Origin of the sequence: Nocardia sp. NPDC058499 (assembly GCF_042719915.1) — a bacterium.
GTDB lineage: Bacteria > Actinomycetota > Actinomycetes > Mycobacteriales > Mycobacteriaceae > Nocardia.
This window is the reverse complement of record NZ_JBHXMZ010000004.1, coordinates 108,574-128,946: the sequence shown is the minus strand read 5'-3', so window position 1 is coordinate 128,946 and position 20,373 is coordinate 108,574. Positions and strand designations below refer to the sequence as shown.

The 20,373-nt window shown below is 66.3% G+C and carries 18 protein-coding genes; 10 read left to right on the top strand and 8 right to left on the bottom strand.

Annotated elements, in window-relative coordinates; all coding sequences use genetic code 11:
• Window positions 1-194 precede the first annotated feature (194 nt).
• The 3 genes from ACFWPH_RS14195 (at window position 195) to ACFWPH_RS14185 (ending at window position 4,403) form a co-directional block, all read left to right on the top strand.
• The gene (locus tag ACFWPH_RS14195; protein WP_378750963.1) at window positions 195-1,571 is read left to right on the top strand and encodes a hypothetical protein; all 1,377 of its coding nucleotides are present in this window, start codon (window positions 195-197) and stop codon (window positions 1,569-1,571) included.
• Window positions 1,572-1,715: 144 nt separating this feature from the next.
• Complete coding sequence (locus tag ACFWPH_RS14190) at window positions 1,716-3,071, top strand: S1 family peptidase (RefSeq protein WP_378750961.1); 1,356 nt, start codon at window positions 1,716-1,718, stop codon at window positions 3,069-3,071.
• Window positions 3,072-3,089: 18 nt separating this feature from the next.
• Window positions 3,090-4,403, top strand: coding sequence for a S1 family peptidase (locus tag ACFWPH_RS14185; RefSeq protein ID WP_378750959.1), 1,314 nt, complete (start codon window positions 3,090-3,092; stop codon window positions 4,401-4,403).
• Window positions 4,404-4,696: 293 nt separating this feature from the next.
• Here the strand turns inward: ACFWPH_RS14185 and ACFWPH_RS14180 are convergent, their stop codons facing one another.
• Complete coding sequence (locus tag ACFWPH_RS14180; RefSeq protein ID WP_378750957.1) at window positions 4,697-5,443, bottom strand: hypothetical protein; 747 nt, start codon at window positions 5,441-5,443, stop codon at window positions 4,697-4,699.
• Window positions 5,444-5,892: 449 nt separating this feature from the next.
• On the opposite strand from ACFWPH_RS14180, the gene ACFWPH_RS14175 reads away from it, so the two are divergent.
• Window positions 5,893-9,126 (top strand): heterodisulfide reductase-related iron-sulfur binding cluster, encoded by a 3,234-nt coding sequence (locus ACFWPH_RS14175; RefSeq protein ID WP_378750955.1) that lies wholly within the window; start codon window positions 5,893-5,895, stop codon window positions 9,124-9,126.
• Window positions 9,127-9,253: 127 nt separating this feature from the next.
• On the top strand, window positions 9,254-9,595 hold the full coding sequence (locus ACFWPH_RS14170) for a helix-turn-helix domain-containing protein (protein WP_378750953.1): 342 nt from the start codon (window positions 9,254-9,256) through the stop codon (window positions 9,593-9,595).
• A gap of 177 nt (window positions 9,596-9,772) precedes the next feature.
• Here ACFWPH_RS14170 and ACFWPH_RS14165 read toward each other — a convergent pair whose 3' ends face one another.
• Together ACFWPH_RS14165 and ACFWPH_RS14160 are read right to left on the bottom strand one after the other, a co-directional pair.
• The gene (locus tag ACFWPH_RS14165) at window positions 9,773-9,979 is read right to left on the bottom strand and encodes a hypothetical protein (protein ID WP_378750951.1); all 207 of its coding nucleotides are present in this window, start codon (window positions 9,977-9,979) and stop codon (window positions 9,773-9,775) included.
• 13 nt (window positions 9,980-9,992) lie between these two features.
• Window positions 9,993-10,538 carry a hypothetical protein gene (locus ACFWPH_RS14160; RefSeq protein WP_378750949.1) on the bottom strand — a complete coding sequence of 182 codons (546 nt, stop codon included), beginning with the start codon at window positions 10,536-10,538 and terminating at the stop codon, window positions 9,993-9,995.
• Window positions 10,539-10,781: 243 nt separating this feature from the next.
• Between ACFWPH_RS14160 and ACFWPH_RS14155 the strand changes: the two genes are divergently transcribed.
• The 3 genes from ACFWPH_RS14155 (at window position 10,782) to ACFWPH_RS14145 (ending at window position 13,758) form a co-directional block, all read left to right on the top strand.
• A complete protein-coding gene (locus ACFWPH_RS14155; RefSeq protein ID WP_378750947.1) occupies window positions 10,782-12,017 on the top strand; it encodes a helix-turn-helix domain-containing protein in 1,236 nt (411 codons plus the stop codon).
• A gap of 137 nt (window positions 12,018-12,154) precedes the next feature.
• Entirely contained in the window at window positions 12,155-12,460 is a 306-nt protein-coding gene (locus tag ACFWPH_RS14150; protein ID WP_378750945.1) for a hypothetical protein, read from the top strand.
• 533 nt (window positions 12,461-12,993) lie between these two features.
• On the top strand, window positions 12,994-13,758 hold the full coding sequence (locus ACFWPH_RS14145) for a helix-turn-helix domain-containing protein (RefSeq protein ID WP_378750943.1): 765 nt from the start codon (window positions 12,994-12,996) through the stop codon (window positions 13,756-13,758).
• A gap of 54 nt (window positions 13,759-13,812) precedes the next feature.
• Here ACFWPH_RS14145 and ACFWPH_RS14140 read toward each other — a convergent pair whose 3' ends face one another.
• Both ACFWPH_RS14140 and ACFWPH_RS14135 read right to left on the bottom strand, forming a co-directional pair.
• On the bottom strand, window positions 13,813-14,079 hold the full coding sequence (locus tag ACFWPH_RS14140) for a helix-turn-helix domain-containing protein (protein ID WP_378750941.1): 267 nt from the start codon (window positions 14,077-14,079) through the stop codon (window positions 13,813-13,815).
• A 24-nt stretch (window positions 14,080-14,103) separates the two neighbouring features.
• Window positions 14,104-14,535, bottom strand: coding sequence for a PPOX class F420-dependent oxidoreductase (locus ACFWPH_RS14135; protein WP_378750939.1), 432 nt, complete (start codon window positions 14,533-14,535; stop codon window positions 14,104-14,106).
• 145 nt (window positions 14,536-14,680) lie between these two features.
• Here ACFWPH_RS14135 and ACFWPH_RS14130 point away from each other — a divergent pair, with 145 nt between their 5' ends.
• A complete protein-coding gene (locus tag ACFWPH_RS14130) occupies window positions 14,681-15,460 on the top strand; it encodes a phytanoyl-CoA dioxygenase family protein (protein WP_378750937.1) in 780 nt (259 codons plus the stop codon).
• A 268-nt stretch (window positions 15,461-15,728) separates the two neighbouring features.
• Here the strand turns inward: ACFWPH_RS14130 and ACFWPH_RS14125 are convergent, their stop codons facing one another.
• From ACFWPH_RS14125 to ACFWPH_RS14115, 3 genes are all read right to left on the bottom strand, one after another.
• Window positions 15,729-16,871, bottom strand: a complete 1,143-nt coding sequence (locus tag ACFWPH_RS14125) for an acyl-CoA dehydrogenase family protein (protein ID WP_378750935.1) — start codon at window positions 16,869-16,871, stop codon at window positions 15,729-15,731.
• Window positions 16,871-18,103 (bottom strand): acyl-CoA dehydrogenase family protein, encoded by a 1,233-nt coding sequence (locus ACFWPH_RS14120; RefSeq protein WP_378750933.1) that lies wholly within the window; start codon window positions 18,101-18,103, stop codon window positions 16,871-16,873. The genes ACFWPH_RS14125 and ACFWPH_RS14120 overlap by 1 nt, the downstream gene beginning before the upstream one ends.
• Before the next feature lie 133 nt (window positions 18,104-18,236).
• Complete coding sequence (locus tag ACFWPH_RS14115; RefSeq protein WP_378750931.1) at window positions 18,237-18,773, bottom strand: YdcF family protein; 537 nt, start codon at window positions 18,771-18,773, stop codon at window positions 18,237-18,239.
• 192 nt (window positions 18,774-18,965) lie between these two features.
• Here ACFWPH_RS14115 and ACFWPH_RS14110 point away from each other — a divergent pair, with 192 nt between their 5' ends.
• Window positions 18,966-20,288 carry a UDP-glucose dehydrogenase family protein gene (locus ACFWPH_RS14110; RefSeq protein ID WP_378750929.1) on the top strand — a complete coding sequence of 441 codons (1,323 nt, stop codon included), beginning with the start codon at window positions 18,966-18,968 and terminating at the stop codon, window positions 20,286-20,288.
• The last annotated feature ends 85 nt before the right edge of the window (window positions 20,289-20,373 follow it).

Here is a 20,373-nt window from a genome sequence, read left to right as displayed (position 1 = left end):
CGCCGGAGCCGATGCCGGGCCACACCGGCTCCGGCCGGAGGCAGGTCCGTTACCCCGCGCCCGGATCCGCGCCGGACCCCGATCGCAGCTATTGTCAATGCTCCGCGCACGGTCGCCGCGCGCCGCGCCGGGCGAGACGTACGTGGACCCGTAGCGTCGTTGTTGGATGAGGAAATCGAAGCGAGGATCCGAGGATGGCCACTGGGGTGGGCCTGCACATCGCCGAGCATGCGTGCACCGCGGCGGTCGTCAGCGATGACGGGGACCCGCACTTCATCATCCGCGAACCGATCCTGCACATGTCCGACGACGGCGACGCCGAACTCGGTGGCGCCACACCTCCGCCCGGCTACACCCAGACCATCACCGGTTTCATCTCCGCCGTGGGCGATCCGGCCGGCGTGGCCGTGGACGACGGCGAGGCCTACCGCGGTGAGGACCTGCTCGCCACCGCGATGTTCTGCCTGATCAACCTCACCGCCGATTACCTCAACGGCCCCGCCGAGTTCTATGCGACCCACCCCGGCGGCTGGCCCGCCGCCCAGGTCTTCGCGCTGCGCGGCGCACTCGACTATCTGGGCCTCGGATCCGTCGCCCTCATCGGCGAGGACGAACTCCCCCCGCGACCCGGCGGCCACAGCGCCGACGAGATCGGCCGGTACTTCGCCGAGAACGCCGGTCGCGCCGCCCTGGCCGTGGTGCTCGAAACCCCCGCCGGCGCGACCCCGCCCGATCCCGGCACCGCCGAGAACTCCTTCCTCGACACCGTCGTCATGCCGAAACTCGGTTCGGGCGACACCCCGGCGAAGGCGTATTCCGCAGTGGACCCCGACCCGGCCTATTCAGCAGCGGCTGCCGACCCGTTCGTGGAGGCCGACCCCCAGGCAGACCCGGAGGCCACCTACGGCGGACCCAGCCTGGGTGTGCTCGCCGCCGGGTTGGGAGTCACCTCGGCGGCCGCGGGCGCGCTACCGGCGGCCGATCCGGGCACCCCGGAATCGAGCCCGCGCCTTTCGGGGTCCGCCACGACACCGCCGAAAGGCGCCGCCCGCACTCCGGCTGCCGAGCCGAAGGGGTCCCGGCGTACGGCCGTCCTGATAGCCGTCGCCGCGCTCGTGGGTCTGGCGATCGGCGCACTCGGGGTTACCGCGTTCCTGCGGCCGGGGGCAGCCGAGCCCGGACCCCCACCGGTGACGAGCACCGTGACCGAAACCCCGGCTCCGCCACCGCCCGCGCCGCCGCAGCCGGTGGCCCCGCCGCCCGCCGAGCCGACCTATACCCCCGAACCGACCTACGAGCCGGAACCGGTCGAAACCACCGAGCCCGTCACCACGCCGCCACCGGTGACCACCACGACGCAATCCGCGCCGGCGCCCACGACTTCGGTGCCCGGCACCACCGAACCGAGCGGCCCGACACTCACCGATCCCACGACCAGCACCACCGAAACCACGACAACCCGGACACGGCCGGGTTACGAATTCTTCCCGTTCCCCATGCCGTTCCGCAGCGAGGATCCGGACCTTCCCGACACCGGTTCCCAGGAAGGGCGCCAACAAGAAGCCAGATAGCGTTTTGTGCCTTAGAGTGTTCGCCTGACCGGTGTTCTCCCGGCCACCCCGGAAACCTCGGTCAGCTCGACCACACCTGTGCGCCAACGGATTCAATCCCGTGGCCATGGATTATCTGGCACACAGTGCCGACGAAGGGACTCCATGCGCAAGTCGGTGGCGCGTCGCGCCGCGGTCAAAGCTGCCGTCATCAGCTCTGCCGTTCTCCTGACTCCTCTGTTCGGTGCGGTTCCGGCGACTGCGGAGCCCGCCCCCGAACAGCTGAGAGCCGCAGACTTGCCGCCCGAATTCGTCCAAGCGCTGTCCCGTGATCTGCATATGACCCCCACCGAGTATCTGGACCGGTCGGCTCGCGCCCAGCAACTCCAGGACTACGCGGCCGAATTCCGCGCCGAACGCCCCGATGTGTTCGCGGGCGCGTGGATGACCCCGGAGGGTAAACCGATCGTCGCCGTGACCTCGCCGGACGCCGCCAAGGTGGCCAGCGCCGACGGCTACCACACCCGGCTGGCCCCGGTTTCGGCCGCCGCGTTGGAAACCTCGCTCACGCAACTGAATCAATGGGTGGCCGGCCAGCCGCGCGATATTTCGCAGGTGATCAATTCGATCGCCATCGACTTCCTCAACAGCCAGCTGGTCGTGAATGTCGCCAACACGCCGCTGGCGCATATGCTCAATTTGCCGACACTCATCGCCAATATCAAAGTGGTCCTCGGCCCTGACGGCGGCGGCCCGGTCGAACGCCACCCGATGGGCGGCGATACCTATATCAGCGCGGCCGGCCCCCTCGACGACGCCGAACTGCGCAGCGTCGATGTCTGCTCGTTCGGCTTCAACAGTGTCGATTCCGCCGGAAACGCGCTGAATATCAGTGCCGGGCATTGCAATCCGAATCTGGACAAAGGCGACGAGCGCGCGGCCGTGTACAGCCCGAATGTCCACAATATTCCGGCCAGCCCGCAGCTGGGCACCTTCGTGAAATCCGAATTGGGTGGCCCCGCCACGCTCGACTATTCGGTGATCCAGCTGAACGAACGTGCCGTGGGCGCCGGAATGGATCAGCCCTCGGTCCGCGGCGCCAACGGCACCACCCTGAATATCACCGGCACCGCCGATCCGGTGGTCGGCGCACCCGTCTGCAAATCCGGACAGTCGTCCACCTTCACCTGCGGCTTCGTCGTCGCCGACCGGGTCGAGACCCAGCTGTTCACCACCGAGGGCGACGCCAAGACCATCCGCGGCTTCGCCAGCACCGCCTGCACCCTGGGCGGCGACAGCGGCGGCGCCATCGTCACCGGCACCCTGGCACTCGGGATCACCAGCGGTTCGAACGCCGCCGACGCTCCCGACTGCGGTGAAGCGAATATCGCCCTCGCCCAGTACGGCGGCACCGCCACGCTGGGCATTCCGATCCGCGCGGTCCTCGCCGATATCGACGCCACCTCCGGCGGCGGCCTCGGCAGCGGTATCAACGTACGAACCAGGCAGAATGCCGGTTGATCCCGATATAGTCTCTGCATGCTCATGCCACGCATAGGTAAACGGCGAACGACGCCGTTCAGAACCCGCACCTTCCGGGCCGCGGCGGCCGCCTCGGCGGCGGTGCTGCTGTTCGGCCCCACCGCGGTGTCCTCCGCCGCCCCCGACCCCGGTCCCGGCCTGCCCGCCGATCTCGTCGCGGCACTCAGCCGCGATCTGCACATCTCCCCCGAGGAGTACCTGCAGCGCGCCGATACGGCCCAGCAGGTGGCCGCGTTCGCCACCACCGCTCAGCGCCAGTTCCCGCAGGTGTTCGCGGGCGCCTGGCTCGACGAACACGGCAAGGGCGTGGTCGCCCTCGCACCCGGTCCCGGCGGCGAGGAAGCGCGTAGCGCCGCGGAGTCGACCGGTTTCGTCGTCCGCAATGTCGCCAAGAGCGAACAGACCCTGCGCGGTGAGAAGAGCGCCTTCGAACGCTGGCTCGACGGCCAGCCCGCCGCGGTTTCCGCGCTCGTCCGCGGTGTTGTCATCGATACCGTGAACAACAGCATCGCCGTCCGCGTCGACCAGGCCGGCCTGCCGATGCCGAACTTCATCGACCCGGCCCGCGTCATCGTGATGGCCCCGCCGGTCGCGGCGGAAACGCTGCCCGCCGCCGATATCGCCGAAGGCGGTGCCGCGGCACCGCTCGGCGGCGGCGACGGATACGCCTCGGTGGCCGGTGACGGCTCGCTGCGCTGTTCCTTCGGTTTCAACGGAATCGGCCCCGCCGGTAACACCGTGAACATCACCGCCGGCCATTGCAATCCGGACCTGGACAATGTCGGTGCCGCCAGCGTGCACGAATCCCTCGGCGGTAACCGCGTCGGCCCGAAGATCGCCACCTTCCAGAAATCGGTCCTCGGCAACCAGGACTACTCGATCCTCGACATCGAGGACGGCGCCGCCGGACGCTTCGAGAACAACCAGGTCAAGGTGCCGGGCGCCGGACCGGTGGCGATCGAAGGCGTGGCCACCCCGGTGGTCGGTGCCCCGGTCTGCAAATCCGGTTCGCGTACCGGCTTCAGCTGCGGTGTCGTGAATGCCGTCGATCAGACGGTGCAGGTCGGCGATCGCCAGCTCACCCAGAGCTTCTCCGCCAATATCTGCGCCCTCCCCGGCGACAGCGGCGGCGCGATCGTCACCGGCCGGCTGGCCCTGGGCATATCCAGTGCCTCCTCGGTCGCCGACTTCCCGATCTGCGAAATCCCCAACATTCTGGGCGTGCTCACCGGTAACGCTCCGCAGCTGTTCGCCCAGCCGGTGAGCGTGGTGCTCTCCGACAATCCGGGCCTGCGTATCCGCACGAGCTAGACGGCACGCTCACCCTTCGCCCATATCCGGGCGAAGGGTGAGGGCAGCGGGTGTGACTCGCACCGGCATAGAGCTGAGGAAAGGGTCGGCAGCATGACGCTGCCGACCCTTTCCGTTATCAGTGAGCGCCTAGGACCGGAGCGCAGAAAGGCCTTGACCTCGATCGACTGCGTACTCCTGCGAGCCGAGCACGGGGCGGGCCCGCCCGGCGGCCGTCACCCGGGTTGCTGTACAGAGACGACGGAGGGCCGGCAGCACTGGTGCTGCCGGCCCTCCGTCGTACAAGGGGTCGATCAGGGCTGCCCCGGCGGCTTACCGCCGTTGGCCCATTTGCTCTGTCCCGGCTCGGCCTGCAATGTCTGCACCAGGTCCATGGCTGCGATCCCGAGGGCGGGACCGCCCAGCGCGATCGTCCCGAGGATGCCACCGATACCCGCACCGGCGATAGCGGCCGGAATGCAGCCGACCGCCAGCAGCGGCAGGCCGAGGACGCAGCCGACGAGCCCGCCGACCACGACACCGGCGGCTGTGCCGACGAAACCGCCGACCGCGGTGGCGATGGAGAACTGGGTGGCGAATTCGTTCATCGCCATCTGGTTCTCCGCCGGCGACGCGATGGGCTTGGCGGTCAGGTTCACCGCCTGGACCGGCTGCTGCGGCTGGACATCGGTCTTCTCCGGTGTCAGCTCCAGAACCGTGTCATCGTTCTTCAGCACCGGCTTCACCGGAATCTCGGTGCCCTCGACGGAGAGGTCGACCGGCCAGGAGACGACGACCGCACCGGTCTTGTCCTTGACCTGGACGAACTTTTCCATCTCGGGCGCCGCGCCGGGCTCGCCCGCGATGGGCTGTACTTCTTCTTCCGAAATAGCGAAGGTGCCGCCCTGCAGTGTCGTGACGACGGTTTTCTCCACCATCTGCACGGAGTAGTTGATGGGCGCCGGGGCTTCGGGTGCCGGGTTGGCGTGAGCGGTGCCGAAGCCCACAGCGAGCGAACCTGCGGCCAGTGCTGCGACCACAGTGGATCTAGCGAGTTTCATCCAATTCCAATCGGCTGTGCGGCATGACATCCCTACGCGAGGGGGCCGATGTAACTCGGGCCCGTGATCCTCCCCGAGCGTTATGAGATGTCACGCTTCCTGATAGATCGGGCTGAGCGTAGTCGAATGCGTTGGCAAAAGGCGATATTCGTTTCCCAACCGTAAGGAACGACCGGGGTAAGCCTGGCCTTAGCAAGGCTGTCGACAGTGGGCCCTTTACGGTGTTCATCAGCAAGAACAGTTATGGACCATCAACTGAATAAGGTGACATTGATCACGGCACCCCGAACATGGGAAAGCCCAGGCAGATGGGCCGACAGCGCAGCGGCGATCGTACACTGGACCTCAGTAGTTACCGGCGAGTAACTTAGCGGCGGTTACGATACGAGCCGGACGAGGTTACTCATCGTTCCTCGCACCTCGTGTTGCCTCGAAAGAAAGGTCGCGACATGAATGCCCTGACAGTGACGCTGGGCACCTTGGGAGCGGCGCTCAGCCTGCTGTGTTGGGCGTCGTTCTTCGGCGGCGTCCGCAACATCGTGCGCGCCATCATGGTCGGCCAGCCCGCGCCCGACCGCTGGCTGCCGTTCTTCCCGCGGTTCAAGCAGATGCTGGTGGAGTTCCTCGCCCACACGCGGATGAACAAGTTCCGCACCGTCGGATGGGCCCACTGGCTGGTGATGATCGGCTTCATCGGCGGCATGATCCTGTTCTTCGAGGCATACGGCCAGACCTTCAACCCGGAGTTCCACTGGCCGATCATCGGTGATCTCGCCGTGTATCACCTGTGGGACGAGATCCTCGGCATCGGCACCGTGGTCGGCATCGTCACGCTCATCGTGATCCGCCAGCTCAATCACCCCCGGGTACCCGAGCGGATGTCACGCTTCAGCGGTTCTGCTTTCGCCCCCGCCTACGTCATCGAGGCCATCGTGCTTATCGAGGGTCTCGGCATGGTTCTGGTCAAGGCCGGCAAGATCGCGACCTATGGGCACGCTAACCCGGCCACCGACTTCTTCACGATGCAGGTGGCGAAGCTCCTGCCCGTGAGCCCGGTCCTGGTCTCGATCTTCGCTTTCTTCAAGCTGATGTCCGGCAGCCTGTTCCTGTATCTGGTCGGCCGTAACCTCAATTGGGGTGTGGCCTGGCACCGTTTCTCGGCGTTCGCGAATATCTACTTCAAGCGTGAGGACGACGGCGGCGTCGCTCTCGGTGCGGCCAAGCCGATGATGTCCAAGGGCCGTGCCCTGGATATGGAGAATGTCGATCCCGATACCGACACGCTGGGTGCCGGCCGGGTCGAGGATTTCTCGTGGAAGGGCTGGCTGGATTTCACCACCTGCACCGAATGCGGCCGTTGTCAGTCGCAGTGCCCGGCGTGGAACACCGGTAAGCCGCTTTCGCCCAAGCTGCTGATCATGTCGCTGCGCGACCACGGCTATGCCAAGGCGCCGTATCTGCTCGCCGGGGGCAGCAGGGATGCGGCAGGTGACGAGGTCGGCCTGGTCGACGCGGACGGTAAGCCCGACGAGGCGAAGCTGGCCCAGATCTCCGAAGCCGCCCGCGCCGAGGCCGAGCGTCCCCTGGTCGGCACCGAAGATGTCAGCGGCATCATCGACCCCGAGGTGCTGTGGAGCTGCACCACCTGCGGCGCCTGCGTCGAACAGTGCCCGGTGGATATCGAGCATGTCGACCACATCATCGATATGCGCCGCTACCAGGTGCTGATCGAATCGGAGTTCCCGTCCGAGCTCGCGGGTCTGTTCAAGAACCTGGAGAACAAGGGCAACCCGTGGGGCCAGAACGCCAAGGACCGGCTCAACTGGATCAACGAGGTCGAATTCGATATCCCGGTGTTCGGTAAGGACGCCGACAGTTTCGACGGTTACGAATACCTGTTCTGGGTCGGCTGCGCCGGCGCCTACGAGGATCGCGCCAAGAAGACCACCAAGGCCGTCGCGGAACTGCTGGCGACTGCCGGGGTGAAATTCATGGTGCTGGGTCAGGAAGAAACCTGCACCGGCGATTCGGCGCGGCGTGCGGGTAACGAATTCCTGTTCCAGCAGCTGGCTCAGCAGAACATCGAATTGCTGGATTCGGTGTTCGAGGGTGTGGAGCAGAAAAAGAAGAAGATCGTCGTCACCTGCGCGCACTGCTTCAACGCGCTCAACAACGAGTACCCGCAGGTCGGCGGCACCTACGAGGTGGTGCACCACACCCAGCTACTGAACCGGCTGGTGCGCGGTAAACAGCTCGTCCCGGTCGCTCCGGTCGCACAGAACGTGACCTATCACGACCCCTGCTACCTGGGCCGCCACAACAAGGTCTACAATGCGCCGCGTGAACTGATGGCGGCATCGGGCTCGAACCTGGTGGAAATGCCCCGCCACGGCGAACGGTCCATGTGCTGCGGCGCCGGTGGCGCCCGGATGTGGATGGAAGAGCAGCTGGGCAAGCGCATAAATATCGACCGCGTGGACGAGGCGCTCACCACCTCCCCGGCCAAGATCGCGACCGGCTGCCCGTTCTGTCGGGTCATGCTCACCGACGGTGTCACCGCACGTCAGGAGTCCGGTCAGGGCGAGGGCGTGGAGGTCGTCGACGTCGCGCAGCTGATGCTCGAATCCATCGAGCGGCAGCAGCCGGAACAGCTGACCGCCAACCTCACGGTCATCCAGGAGCCCAAGGCCGAACCCGAGCCCGAGCCGGAACCCGAACCCGAACCGGTCGCCGAAGCGGCAGCCCCGGCTGCGGAGAAGGCGGCCCCGAAGGGCGGCGGCCTGGCCATGAAGGGTCCGGCGAAGGCACCCGGTAAGGGCCTCGGCATGAAGGGTGCCGCGAAGGCCCCCGGGGCCAAAGCACCCGCCGCGGAAGCCGAAGCCGGTGAAGCGACTCCGGCCGCGCCTGCCAAGGGACTCGGAATGAAGGGCGCCGCCAAGGCACCCGGCGGCAAGGGTCTCGCCATGAAGGGCGCGGCCAAAGCACCCGGCGCCAAGGCCGAAAGCGCTCCCACGGAAACCGCTGCGGCCGAAGCGGGCGAAGCCAAGGCGGCCCCGCCGGTGAAGGGTCTGGGTATGAAGGGCGCCGCCAAAGCGCCCGGCGGCAAGGGTCTCGCCATGAAGGGCGCCGCGAAGGCACCCGGCGCCAAGGCACCCGCCGCGGAACCGGCTGAGGCCGAATCCACCACGGAGGCGGATACCACCGCGAGCTCGGCCCCGACCGAGTCCAAACCCACGGTCGCTGCCAAGGGCCTCGCGATGAAATCCGGGTTCAAACGGCCCGGCCCGAAGGCTCCGGGAGCCAAGACCGCCGCTCCGGCCGCGGAATCGGCACCGGTAGCCGACACCGCTGCGGCGGAATCCGCGGCACCGGCCGAACCCACGGAAACCGAGCAGCCCACCGCGGCGGCACCGGCCGAGAGCAAGCCCTCGAAGCCGGCCAAGGGTCTGGCGATGAAGTCCGGGTTCAAGCGCCCGGGACCGAAGGCGCCCGGCGCCAAGGCCCCTGCCGCCGAACCCGCGCCCGCCGCCGAAGAATCGGCACCGTCCGAACCTGCCGCCGAAACCTCCGGATCGTCCGGCAACGGCACAACGGGTAACGGGTCCGACGCGACTCCACCGGCCGCCAAACCAGGTGCACTCGGCTTCAAATCCGGCGCGAAAGCACCGGGTCGCAAAGGCTGATCGCAGAACATAACCGAACAATCGACGGGTCCGGCGCGCTGAGCGCCGGGCCCGTCGCTCATTCCGCACCACCGCGCCTGACAGACTCGAGCTGAATCCTCGAGCCCGGCCCAAGGAGAACTGGAACGTGAGCCATGCACGATGGAACCATTTGCGGGAACGCAAATTGGCCGAGGGCTACACCGAGACCGACGATGTGACCGAGGCCCGCCGCGAAATCCGTCTCTCCATGGCATTGGCCCAAGCTGTCTACGACCGCCGAACAGAACTCGGGCTGAACCGAAACGAACTTGCCGAACGCGCGGGTCTGACGCAGGCCGAGGTATCGCGTATCGAGGGTTCCGACACTGTGCCGACGCTGCCCCTGCTCGCCAAGCTCGCGCAAGCCCTAGAAGCCACCTTGCACATCGCCCTCGACGCGAACGATACCCGGGTGAACTTCATCAGCCACCACACCGACGCCGCCTGAACTTATCCACATGCATCGATGCCCTCGCGCGACGGCCAGAAATCCGCGCCGCCCTCGACCACCGTGGCGATCCAGTCGCCTGCCGGCTATCTGACGTTGGACTGTGTCTTCGGGTATGCGCCGACCGGACAGTACCGGGCATGCGATGCGGCGAGGTCGAGGTGCGACAGCGGCAACTCAGGCCGAGAGGAGTTCGCTCTCCCGGTAGAGGCCGGCCATCGGCTCGTCCGACCCTTCAACACTGAACACGACGTGGATAAGGTCGTCGTGCGCGCTGGTCACGGTGCCTTCGATGATCTGGCGATCGAAGCGGACGCGGACCCGGTCCCCCGGCTTCAGCGCCGCGTGCGTCTTACGCACCTTACGCGTTTTGCGTATTGCCACCGTATCCACCTCCTTACGCCCGCCAACCGACGTTGGCTGTGTCTTTCAAGTATGCGCCGACCACGTTGTCGAAGCCAGACGCAGCACCGTTCAGTGACCGTCTCCATCTCCGGAAGGTCGCGAGATCGAGCGGCTGTTCCCGCTTCACAGCGACCAACTGCGGATCGTTTCGGTGCGCGACCGCGTTCCTGACCTTGTTCAACCTGGTCAAGGTTTCGTTCCACTTGGGTCCGAGCACCGGATAAGCCGCGTATGTGTGTGGCCAGAGCGCCATACCCAGGATCTGGAAGTCTGCACCGATCGATGCGGGTTGTGCATTGCCCTTGTCGAGATTCCTCCCGCGGACCAGCGCAGCACGGAAGATGATGGCACGGGGATCACCCACACCAAGGCTGTCTGACAAGGCGGCAGCAGCGCCGTTGTGAAGGTCGCGACAGTATCCCTGGAACTCGGCCGCGAGGCTGACGAACAGTGCTGAATTAAGATGCTCGGTGGCATACTGTCGGCCCCGGCGCCTGCCGGTCACCCTGCCGTGAACCTCTTCGAGGCTATCGAGCACAGCGCAACGCTCTGCCCGCCACCGCACGAGCGCGGAAGAATGGGGTCGGGTCACCGACCGAAAGTAAAGCCTGACGACCGAACCGCTCAACTCGCGTTGCGACCATCCGAATCCCTGATACGGCCGGAATCCGCCTGGGCTTTGGGTTCGCTGTCGCACCTGAGCCACCCGACGGATTGCCAGGCACGTGCCCGTCGCTGGTTTCCCTGTACGTCAGGCGTCGGTGGTCGTAGCCTCGAATTCATGAGCGAAATCGCGCCGAACGAGGTCGGTCGTCGCCTGCGTGAGATCCGGGCCTGGCGCGGACAGACTCTGGAGGTCACCGCTGGCCTCGCGGGCATCTCCTACGGCTACCTCGGCAAACTCGAGCGAGGCGAAAAGGCTCTGGAGAACCGCCGTACGCTCGAGTCGATTGCACGGGCGCTACGCGTCGCTCCCTCGGAGTTCACTGAACGCCCGTGGGAAATAGCCGATGGCCCGTCGGCCGAAGCGCACGCGACCCTGGTCGAGTTCGAGAATGCCTTGGAAGTGTGCGAGTTGGGCGAGAACCCAGGCGTGCCGGTGCGACCGTGGCCGGCGATCGAGGCCGAACTCGAGCGGCTTCAAAGTCACATGCAGGCCGCCGATTACTCGGCACAGGGTGCGCTCACGCCTCGACTTCTCAGCGAGCTTCACGCCGCTTACCTCGAGTACCCACATGTGCGCGACAAGGTACTACGCGCGTTGGTCATCTGCTACCAATCCGCGGCATGGACCACAAAGAGCCTTACTGGACGTGGCCTGCCATTACTGGCAGCCAAGGCGGCCCAGCAATGCGCCGAGGAACTGAACTCGCCGTTATGGATCGGATTCGCGATGTGGCTGCGCGGCCACTCCGCAGGACAGGTTTCCCGCTCTCAGCAGTACCAGCGTGCGGTGCGAATGGCGGACCAGTTAACCGGGCACCTCAATGACGAGCAGGTGCTCCAATGCTATGGAATGCTGCACTTGAACGCGGCACTTGCCGCTGCAGTGCAATCCGATCGCACCACAGCAGACACACATCTGGACGAAGCAGCGTCGGCCGCCGAGCGGATGTCCGGTGACGTAGGCGATTTCGGTGGAGTCTGGTTCGGCCGGATCAATGTCGCAATCTGGCGGGCATCAATCGGGCTAGAACTCGGCGATGGTGTACGAGCGGTAGAGCGGGCCGTCGGAGTACCTGTCGATGCTATTCCCAGCCCGGTCCGCCGGGCCAGCTACTACACGGAAGCGGGGCGCGCCCTCCTGCTGTCCGAATCCCGATATCGCGACCAGGGCGTCTCTCTACTCCTCAAAGCGGAACGCCTGACGCCGCAACGTGTCCGAAGTGACTTTTTCGTTCGTGAAGCGGTCTCCGACAATCTGCGTGCCGCACGCCGGGATGCGGGCAGCCGGGAGCTTCGCGGGCTGGCGTGGCGGCTGGGCGTTGCTCCGGAGCCGATCAACAGAGCGCACTGATTCAAAAACCTTCCTGCCCTGTCCTTTCAGGACAATGCCCGCGTGACTCCCCTCATAAGTTCGGTGCCACGCCTCGCCGCCGGGTGCCTCGACCTCGGCGGCGGGTGCACACCAACCGCACAGCAGGGGGTCTGACGATGTGGGAGCGACCGATCGCGCTCGGCTGGATCGACCATGACAGCAGCACCGCACCGGACTGGGATGCCGCGCAGGTGCAGCGGCTCGCCCGACAGCTCGGCTATCGGCTGGTCTGGCCCAACCCGTGCAGTCTGCTACCGCTACGCGACCTGGTGCGGGATGCGAACGCGGACGCGGTGATCCTGCCTGCCCCGGACCACCTCAGCCCACTGCAACTGGATTCGGTGATGCATGTTGCCGACGTAGAGACAGTGGTGCCACGGTTGTCGTTCGCCCGCTGGCGGTTCAGTGAGGTCGAACGTTGAACGTAGGAACCGCAGCCGGCTTCGCGGTGGCGATCGGCCTGCCACTACTGGTATTGATCGCCGCGGTGCTGTGGCCCACCGACGACGATCGACGCGGCGATTAGCCGCACGAATGGGGGTCGGCGAACCAACCAGCGCGGCGATTTTCAGACCGATCCCCCGACCCCTTGATCCGGGTCAGCTCGGTTCGAGCAAGGAACCCACGTCGATCGAGGCTCCCTGCTCCTTGGTTTCCGGTAGTAATCGCCGAAAAACCAACGAAATTCGGCGTAGCAGCTGGTAGCAGGTTGTTTCGTGGGATGAGCCGTGCCCGTACGCGGCGATGTAGGTCGCGGTGAAATCGGGGTGAGATCTGACCGTGCAGCAGAACGAGAAGGACACGCTCACCCAGACTCTGGCCGGGTGCTGAAGCGACCTCCTGCTTCCCCACCCGACCGCCCGCCACGTCGCCAAAGCGAGCTTAAAACATATGGGGTTCATTATCTAAAAAGATATGGGTTGTCAGTGGTGGCGAGTGATGTCATGATTCCCGCATGAATCCGGATGAACAGCCCCGATCCCTCGCTCAGCTGCGGCGTCATCGGGGAGTTACGCAGGGAGCCATGGAAAAACGAGTAGGCATGTCGCAGGCGGCTGTCCTCAGCGCCGAGCGTGCTCGCGATCCTCGACTGTCGACCGTGACCCGGTTCATCGAGGCGCTGGGAGGCCGACTCCAATTGGTTGCCTCCTTCGACGACGGCGACTACCCCATCGCCTTCCGGGAACCTTCCGTGCCCGCCGCTGTACACCGCCCAGCGTGGCGGATCCGCGCGTGGGACGACCCATGGCTGGCTGAGCGGTTCCTCGCCGAGGGCATCGTCGCAGTCAGCGAAGACGACCTCGGCCAGGCCGTCACCGATTTTGCCTCCGACCAAGCGCTGCGCCGCATCATCCAGGATCATCCCGACAACCGTGGACGCTCGGAGAATGCGATCGGCACGTTCGTCACCTACTGGCGCCACTTCAGCCACAACATGAAAGTCGGCGACATCATCGTCCTGGCCTATCGCGAGCGCCGCGGAAAGCTCAAAGCGGCCATCGGCACCGTCACCGGAGAATACGAGTACCGGTCGCAGCACGACCTCGATAAACGTCTGCGCCACCGCCGGACGATTCGCTGGCACCTGACCCTGGACCGCAGTGACCTACCCGAGGATCTGCGGCGAACGGTCAACGCACCCGGCACCATCGGCCGCTTCGGTGCCGCCGACGCCGGCGATCGGCTCAGTCTGCTCGGCTACATCGCCGTCCACTCGTGACTGGGGCGCAGGCATCAGCCGCGTCACAGAGGTCAACAACGCCAGACCGCAGATCTAGGCTTTGAGTGTGGCTCGGGTGCCGTCGCTGAGCTCAGGAACGTACTTGTACAGCGTGGTCCGGGAGACCCCGGGCAGCCGCGCGATCGAGAACACCGACTCATCGGGCCCGGTGAGCAGCGCGCGGGCTTGCCGGATCTGTTCGTCGGACATGGCCGGTGGCCGGCCGAGGCGTTGCCCGCGGGCCGGGGCGGCGAAGACGTGGAACACCAGGCGCCCGCCGGGGGTGGTGGTGGAGACCTCCTGTAGTGCGCTTCCTGCCACTGACCAGGGCGTAATGCCCGGGGCTCAGCGCAACGCGGCACCATATACGCGTTGGACCGAGAGTTTCATCAGCACTCGGCGATCGGAGACCATCACCGACCGATATTCGTCCCAGTCCGGATGCTCGCCGGCGGCGGCACGGTAGTAGTCGACGAGTGCCTCGACCTCGGGGCCGTGCGGGTCGGCGCCCGGACCGGTGAGCGTAACCGTGCCCTCCGCGGTTGCCCAGGCCCATCCGTCGGCGCGGGTTACTTCCAGTGCCGCGCGCGGGTCACGACGCAGGTTCACGGTTTTGGCCCGGCCCTCGGTCATCGAGACGTAGATGACGTCTGCGTCCTGGTCGTAGTACGGGGTGACCGGCGAGAGTTGCGGTAGCCCGTCCGATTTGATCGTGGCCAGAATGCCCAAGCGGCCTTCGGCCAGCAAGGTGCGCGGATCGAACTGTGGGTTCGTCATATCCGGGTCCAAGTCGTGGGCGGCGGTCGCTATTCCAGCGTAGCGATCTGCGGCAACAAATGGATTTGCGCCGGGTCCCGGTCCGACCGGACCTCTGCCGGAAAATCACTTGCGCAGGCGCCGAGGTAGTGGGTCGAATAGGTCCATGCTCGACGACGAACAGGTGGCCTCGTTCATCGCCAACGGTTTCGTGCGCCTCCCGGGCGCGTTTCCGCGTTCACTGGCCGAGGAGTGCCGCGCGATCATCTGGCAGGATCTGAACGTCTCGCCGGATGAGCCCGATACCTGGCCCGCTCCGGTGGCAACTCGCCCCGATTACGCCTCCACCCCGTTCGTGGCCGCCGCCAATACCCCGCGCCTGCACGCGGCCTACGACAGGCTGGTCGGCCCGAAACGCTGGGTGCCCCGGACCAGCCTGGGCGGTTTCGTGATCCGGTTCCCCGGCAACGGTCCCGCCGTGCTCGACGGCTGGCATGTGGACGCGAGTTTTCCGGGACCGGAATCCAGCCCCAGCGACTATCTCAGCTGGCGGGTGAATATCCATTCGAAGAACCGCGCCCTGCTGATGCTGTTCCTGTTCTCCGACACCGGCGACGCCGACGCCCCGACTCGGATCCGTACCGGGTCCCACTTGGATGTCGCCCGAATTCTCGAGCCGGAGGGCGAAGCCGGTCTCGACGCCCGCGAGCTGGCCCGCCGCGCCGAACCGGCCACCGCGCACCGCCCCCTCGCCTACGCCACGGGCCGGGCGGGCGATGTGTATCTGTGCCACCCGTTCCTCGTCCACGCGGGCCAACCGCACCGCGGGACCGAACCCCGTTTCCTCGCCCAGCCGGCTCTCAGCCCGGCCGGTGCTCCACGGGCTATCGAGCCAGGCTCCGCCGCTCCAATCGAGACGGCTGTCCTGCGCGCGTCCCGGCAATAGCCCCCTACGCACTGGAAACCGAACCCGGGCGACTTCCACCCGGGGTGCGTCCGTTGCGGTCGGCAAATTACATTCTCGCGGGCGAATGGACCCCTCCGATGAGAGCGGGATACGTATCGATTTCCCGTTCCCGATCACCATTCCGTGGACCGAGTTGGAGTACTGACGTACCGGACCGGGCGGTGATCCCCCTCTGTCGAGCCACCGCACGGCCCGGCACGGGTTTCCGCACCCCACTCGGGCACAGGGTGAGTGGGGTGCGGGCCGATCAGTTCGTCAACGCTATGTAGCGGGCGAGATGATCGGAGCTGTTACCGAATTCGTATTCGATGGCGGTGAGCCGCTTGAAATAGTGGCCGATGGCCAGTTCTTCGGTCATCCCCATCGCGCCGTGCAATTGCACCGAATTCTGGCCGATGAAACGGGTCGCGCGGCCGATCGTCACTTTGGCCGCGGAAATGGCGCGGGCGCGTTCGGCGGGTTCGGCTTCGAGGGCGTAGGCGGCCAGGTAGGCGGCGGCGACGCTTTGCTCGAGCTCGATCAGCATATCGACCAAGCGGTGTTGCAGTACCTGGAAGCTGCTGATCGGAACGCCGAACTGCTGGCGCTGTTTGGTGTATTCGACGGTGTCGTCGAGCACCTTGCGCATCAACCCGACCGCTTCGGAGGCCACCGCAGCAATGGCGTCATCGATGGTGGCATCGATGATCGGCCAGGCCTGACCTTCCGCGCCGAGAAGTGCGCCGGCGGGGAGCCGGAAATCGGTGAAGGTGAGGTCGGCGGCGACCCGGTCGTCGATGGTGCGGTAGCGGTGCACCTCGACGCCCGCCGGCGCTGCGGACGCATCGAATTCCACCAGGAACAGCGAGATTCCGTCCTGGTCGCGGCGTTCACCGGCGGTGCGGGCGGAGATGATCAGATGGGTGGCGATGGGCGCCCCGGTGACCACGATCTTGCTGCCGTCGAGTACCCAGCTGTCACCGTCGCGACGGGCGGTGGCCGAGACATCGTGGCGCACTTCGCCCGACCCCGGTTCGAGCGCGGCGAAGGCGATCCGCGCACTTCCCTCGGTGATCTGCCGCAGCACCGCCTGTGCGGTTTCACCGCCGGAGCGGCGCAGCAGTCCACCGCCGACCACCACGGTGTCCACATAGGGTTCCACGACCAGCGCGCGACCCAATTCCTCGGCGATGATCATGGATTCGACCGGGCCGCCGCCGGATCCGCCGGTTTCCTCGGGCATGGTGAGGCCGAGAACATCCAGTTCCGCCAGGCCGCGCCAGATCTCGGGTTGCCATCCGGCCCCGGTTTTGACCGCGCTGCGGCTCTTCTCGAGGTCGTAGCGGGCGGCGAGAAACCCGGCGACCGCGTCGCGCAGCATCTGCTGTTCATCGGTGAAGGTGAAGTCCATCAGAGCCCCAATGCTGCCTTGGCGAGAATATTTCGCTGGATTTCGTTACTGCCCGCGTAGATGGAACCCGCGCGGTCGTTGAAGTAGCGCAGCGGCGCGACGGCCTGCCAGTCCTCGCCGCTGAGGTAGCCGTCGGCGGGTGGGGTGTATTCCGCGATCGGGCCGCCGGGCGCGGTGGCGTGCGGCTGGTAGGCCCGGCCGCGCGGTCCGGCCGCGGTGAGCGCGAGCTCGGTGAGCTGCTGGCTGAGTTCGGTGGACAGGATTTTCAGCATCGAGGAGGAGCTGCCGAGGTCCTTACCGGAGGCCATGGCTGCCAGGGTCCGGAATTCCAGCACTTCGAGCACCTCGGTGCGGATGCGCGCGTCGGCGAGCTGCGCGGCGAAATGCGGGTCGGCGCTCAGTGGTTTGCCGTCGCGGCCGGGTTGGGTGGCCGCGGCGGTGGCGATGTTCTCGGCCATGGCCTGCAGCGCGGGTGCCATCGCGCCGCCGCCGCGTTCGTGGACCAGCAGGTATTTGGCGACGGTCCACCCGTCGTCGATCCGCCCGAGCACATTGCTCTTGGGGACCCGCACGTTGTCGAAGAAGATCTGGTTCTGTACCTGCTCGCCGGAGCTCATGACCAGCGGCCTGATCTCGATTCCGGGGGCGGTCATATCCATCAGGATGAAGGTGATGCCCTGCTGCTTCTTACCCTCACGGGAGGTACGGACCAGGCCGAAGATCCAGTTCGCTTCGGTGGCGTGGGTGGTCCAGATCTTGCTGCCGGAGCAGACGAAATCGTCGCCGTCATCGACCGCGGCCATACTGAGCGCGGCCAGATCGGAGCCTGCTTCGGGCTCCGAATACCCCTGGCAGAAGAAGACCTCGCCGGTGAGGATGCGCGGCAGGAAGTAGTTCTTCTGTTCCTCGGTGCCGAACGCGATCAGCGCCGGGGCCACCATGCGGATACCCATCGGCGAGAGCGCGGGCGCGCCGGCCAGGGTGAGTTCGCGGCTGAAGATGTAGTGCTGGGTGAGCGACCAGTCGCAACCGCCGTACTCGACCGGCCACTGCGGCGCCGCCCAGCCCCGCTCGTGCAGGATGCGCTGCCATTCCAGGCTCGCTTCGTGGTCGGAGTAGACACTTGTCATCAACCGGCCCGCGGTGCTGATCTCGGGCGTCAGCTTCTCCGCCAGGAACGCCCGTACCTCGTCTCGGAAGGCCTTGTCGGCCTCCGACCAGTCGTAATCCATACACGCTCCCGAAGGCTTCATGCGTCGTCACAGCAGGTCCGGCGACTACCGGTGCTAGAGAGAATCTAGCCAGTTCTCTCTCATCGCGTCAAACTGAAGGCGCGTGCCCTCACAGGTCGGGGAATGTTCCGGTTCACCGTCCGCAGTCCTCGAAAACCGCCTTCACATAGCTCGCCGATTGATACAGGTAGTCGTAGGCCCACCGCGGTACCGAGAGATCCGGGCGCGTGTCCACGAACAGCAACTCCCCGTCCCAGCATTTGCCGAGTACATACCGGGCCCGCGAGATATGCGGGGTGAAGGTCACCACGATGACCCGGTCCCAGTCGTGTGCACGCGCCTGATCCGCCAGGTACCGGCCCTCACCCCGGGTAGTCCGCGGCGATGGATCGAAACACACCACCTCGAAGCTGTAACCGCCATGACAGATCCGGTTGATCAGCGGGCTGTCCTCGTACGGATTGGAAATCAGCACCCGCGGCGCGTAACCCTCCCGCGCCAGCCGCAACCCCAGCGCTTCCCGGCCGTCGTGCGCGCCACCGAGCACGAGGATCGCATCGGCCGGCGCGGGTTGCTCACGTTGTGGACGAACGTAGACCGGCCACAGTGCGGCCACGAACACCACGACGGCGACCGTCCCGGCGGCGAGGAAGGTCGTTCGGCGGCGCATCGCCGCGATCCTACGGGCCACCGCGTGGCACGGGCCGCGTACGCACCGGGCCGGACAGAACGCGCCGGCACATCCCGTACCGGGAGGGTTTTCGCAGGTCGACCGATCCCGTCGTCGGGTGTACACCTGCTGTTGCCCGGCCTCTCGCCCCAGTTTTCTGGTGTGGCCACCGGCGCGGATTACCAATCTTCTATGCGATGCACAGTCTTCGGCACCGGGTACCTGGGGGCCACGCACGCAGCGTGTATGGCCGAACTCGGTCATGACGTACTCGGGGTCGATATCGACCCCGGCAAGGTCGCGAAACTCTCCGACGGGGTCACGCCCTTCTACGAACCGGGCCTGGAAGCGGTACTGCGCCGCAACCTGGACGCCGGCCGGCTCCGGTTCACCACCTCCTACACCGAGGCCGCCGACCATGCCGACGTGCACTTCCTCGGCGTAGGCACACCGCAGAAGAAGGGGGAATACGCCGCCGACCTCAAATACGTGCATGCCGTGGTGGATACGCTGGCGCCACTGGTCACCCGGCCCTGCGTGATCGTCGGCAAATCCACCGTGCCGGTGGGTACCGCCGCCGCGCTGGGCGAACGCGCGCGGGCGCTGAGTGCGGTGGATATCGAGGTCGCCTGGAACCCCGAGTTCCTGCGGGAGGGTTACGCGGTCCGCGACACTCTGCGCCCGGACCGGCTGGTACTCGGGGTCGACGGGACCCGCGAGCGGGCGCCGTGGGTACGCGAACTGATCGACGAGCTCTACGCCGATCTGCTCGCCGCCGAGGTCCCGTTCCTGCTCACCGACCTCGCCACCGCCGAACTGGTCAAGGTATCGGCGAATGCGTTCCTCGCCACGAAGATCTCGTTCATCAACGCGGTCTCCGAGGTCTGCGAGGCCACCGGGGCGGATGTCACCGTGCTGGCGGACGCGCTCGGCTACGACGAACGGATCGGCCGCCGGTTCCTCAATGCCGGGGCCGGTTTCGGCGGCGGCTGCCTGCCCAAGGACATCCGGGCGTTCATGGCGCGCGCCGGTGAACTGGGTGCCGACCACGCCCTCGCCTTCCTCCGCGAAGTCGACAACATCAATATGCGCCGCCGCACCAAGATCGTGGATATGGCGGCACGCGCCTGCGGCGGCTCCCTGCTGGGCGCCAACGTCGCTGTCCTGGGCGCGGCGTTCAAACCCGAATCCGACGATGTGCGCGATTCCCCGGCGCTCAATGTGGCCGGAATGATTCAGCTCCACGGCGCCGTGGTCACCGTCTACGACCCGAAAGCGCTGGAAAACTCCCGCCGCGTATTTCCCACGCTCAGCTACGCGACCTCGATACGGGAGGCGTGTGAACGCGCCGATGTGATCCTCGTCCTCACCGAATGGCAGGAGTTCGCCGGATTGCGGCCGCAAGATCTCGAATCGGTGGTCCGCACCCGTTCGATCATCGACGGTCGCAATTGTCTCGATAAGGCCGCTTGGCGGTCTGCCGGATGGGTGTACGCAGGGCTGGGCACACCGTAGAGTCTGGTGAGCGAGCCGGACGTACGGTTCCGGCCTCGGCGAAACAACGGGACCGGGCGGTACTGTCGGACGAGCCGCCTGGTTC

Coding starts and splice junctions, on each gene's coding strand:
- ACFWPH_RS14145 (WP_378750943.1), top strand. CDS start 12,994: ATGAATCCGGATGAACAGCCCCGATCCCTCGCTCAGCTGCGGCGTCAT.
- ACFWPH_RS14155 (WP_378750947.1), top strand. CDS start 10,782: ATGAGCGAAATCGCGCCGAACGAGGTCGGTCGTCGCCTGCGTGAGATC.
- ACFWPH_RS14195 (WP_378750963.1), top strand. CDS start 195: ATGGCCACTGGGGTGGGCCTGCACATCGCCGAGCATGCGTGCACCGCG.
- ACFWPH_RS14190 (WP_378750961.1), top strand. CDS start 1,716: ATGCGCAAGTCGGTGGCGCGTCGCGCCGCGGTCAAAGCTGCCGTCATC.
- ACFWPH_RS14150 (WP_378750945.1), top strand. CDS start 12,155: ATGTGGGAGCGACCGATCGCGCTCGGCTGGATCGACCATGACAGCAGC.
- ACFWPH_RS14130 (WP_378750937.1), top strand. CDS start 14,681: ATGCTCGACGACGAACAGGTGGCCTCGTTCATCGCCAACGGTTTCGTG.
- ACFWPH_RS14115 (WP_378750931.1), bottom strand. CDS start 18,773: ATGCGCCGCCGAACGACCTTCCTCGCCGCCGGGACGGTCGCCGTCGTG.
- ACFWPH_RS14120 (WP_378750933.1), bottom strand. CDS start 18,103: ATGGATTACGACTGGTCGGAGGCCGACAAGGCCTTCCGAGACGAGGTA.
- ACFWPH_RS14175 (WP_378750955.1), top strand. CDS start 5,893: ATGAATGCCCTGACAGTGACGCTGGGCACCTTGGGAGCGGCGCTCAGC.
- ACFWPH_RS14110 (WP_378750929.1), top strand. CDS start 18,966: ATGCGATGCACAGTCTTCGGCACCGGGTACCTGGGGGCCACGCACGCA.
- ACFWPH_RS14135 (WP_378750939.1), bottom strand. CDS start 14,535: ATGACGAACCCACAGTTCGATCCGCGCACCTTGCTGGCCGAAGGCCGC.
- ACFWPH_RS14180 (WP_378750957.1), bottom strand. CDS start 5,443: ATGAAACTCGCTAGATCCACTGTGGTCGCAGCACTGGCCGCAGGTTCG.
- ACFWPH_RS14185 (WP_378750959.1), top strand. CDS start 3,090: ATGCTCATGCCACGCATAGGTAAACGGCGAACGACGCCGTTCAGAACC.
- ACFWPH_RS14125 (WP_378750935.1), bottom strand. CDS start 16,871: ATGGACTTCACCTTCACCGATGAACAGCAGATGCTGCGCGACGCGGTC.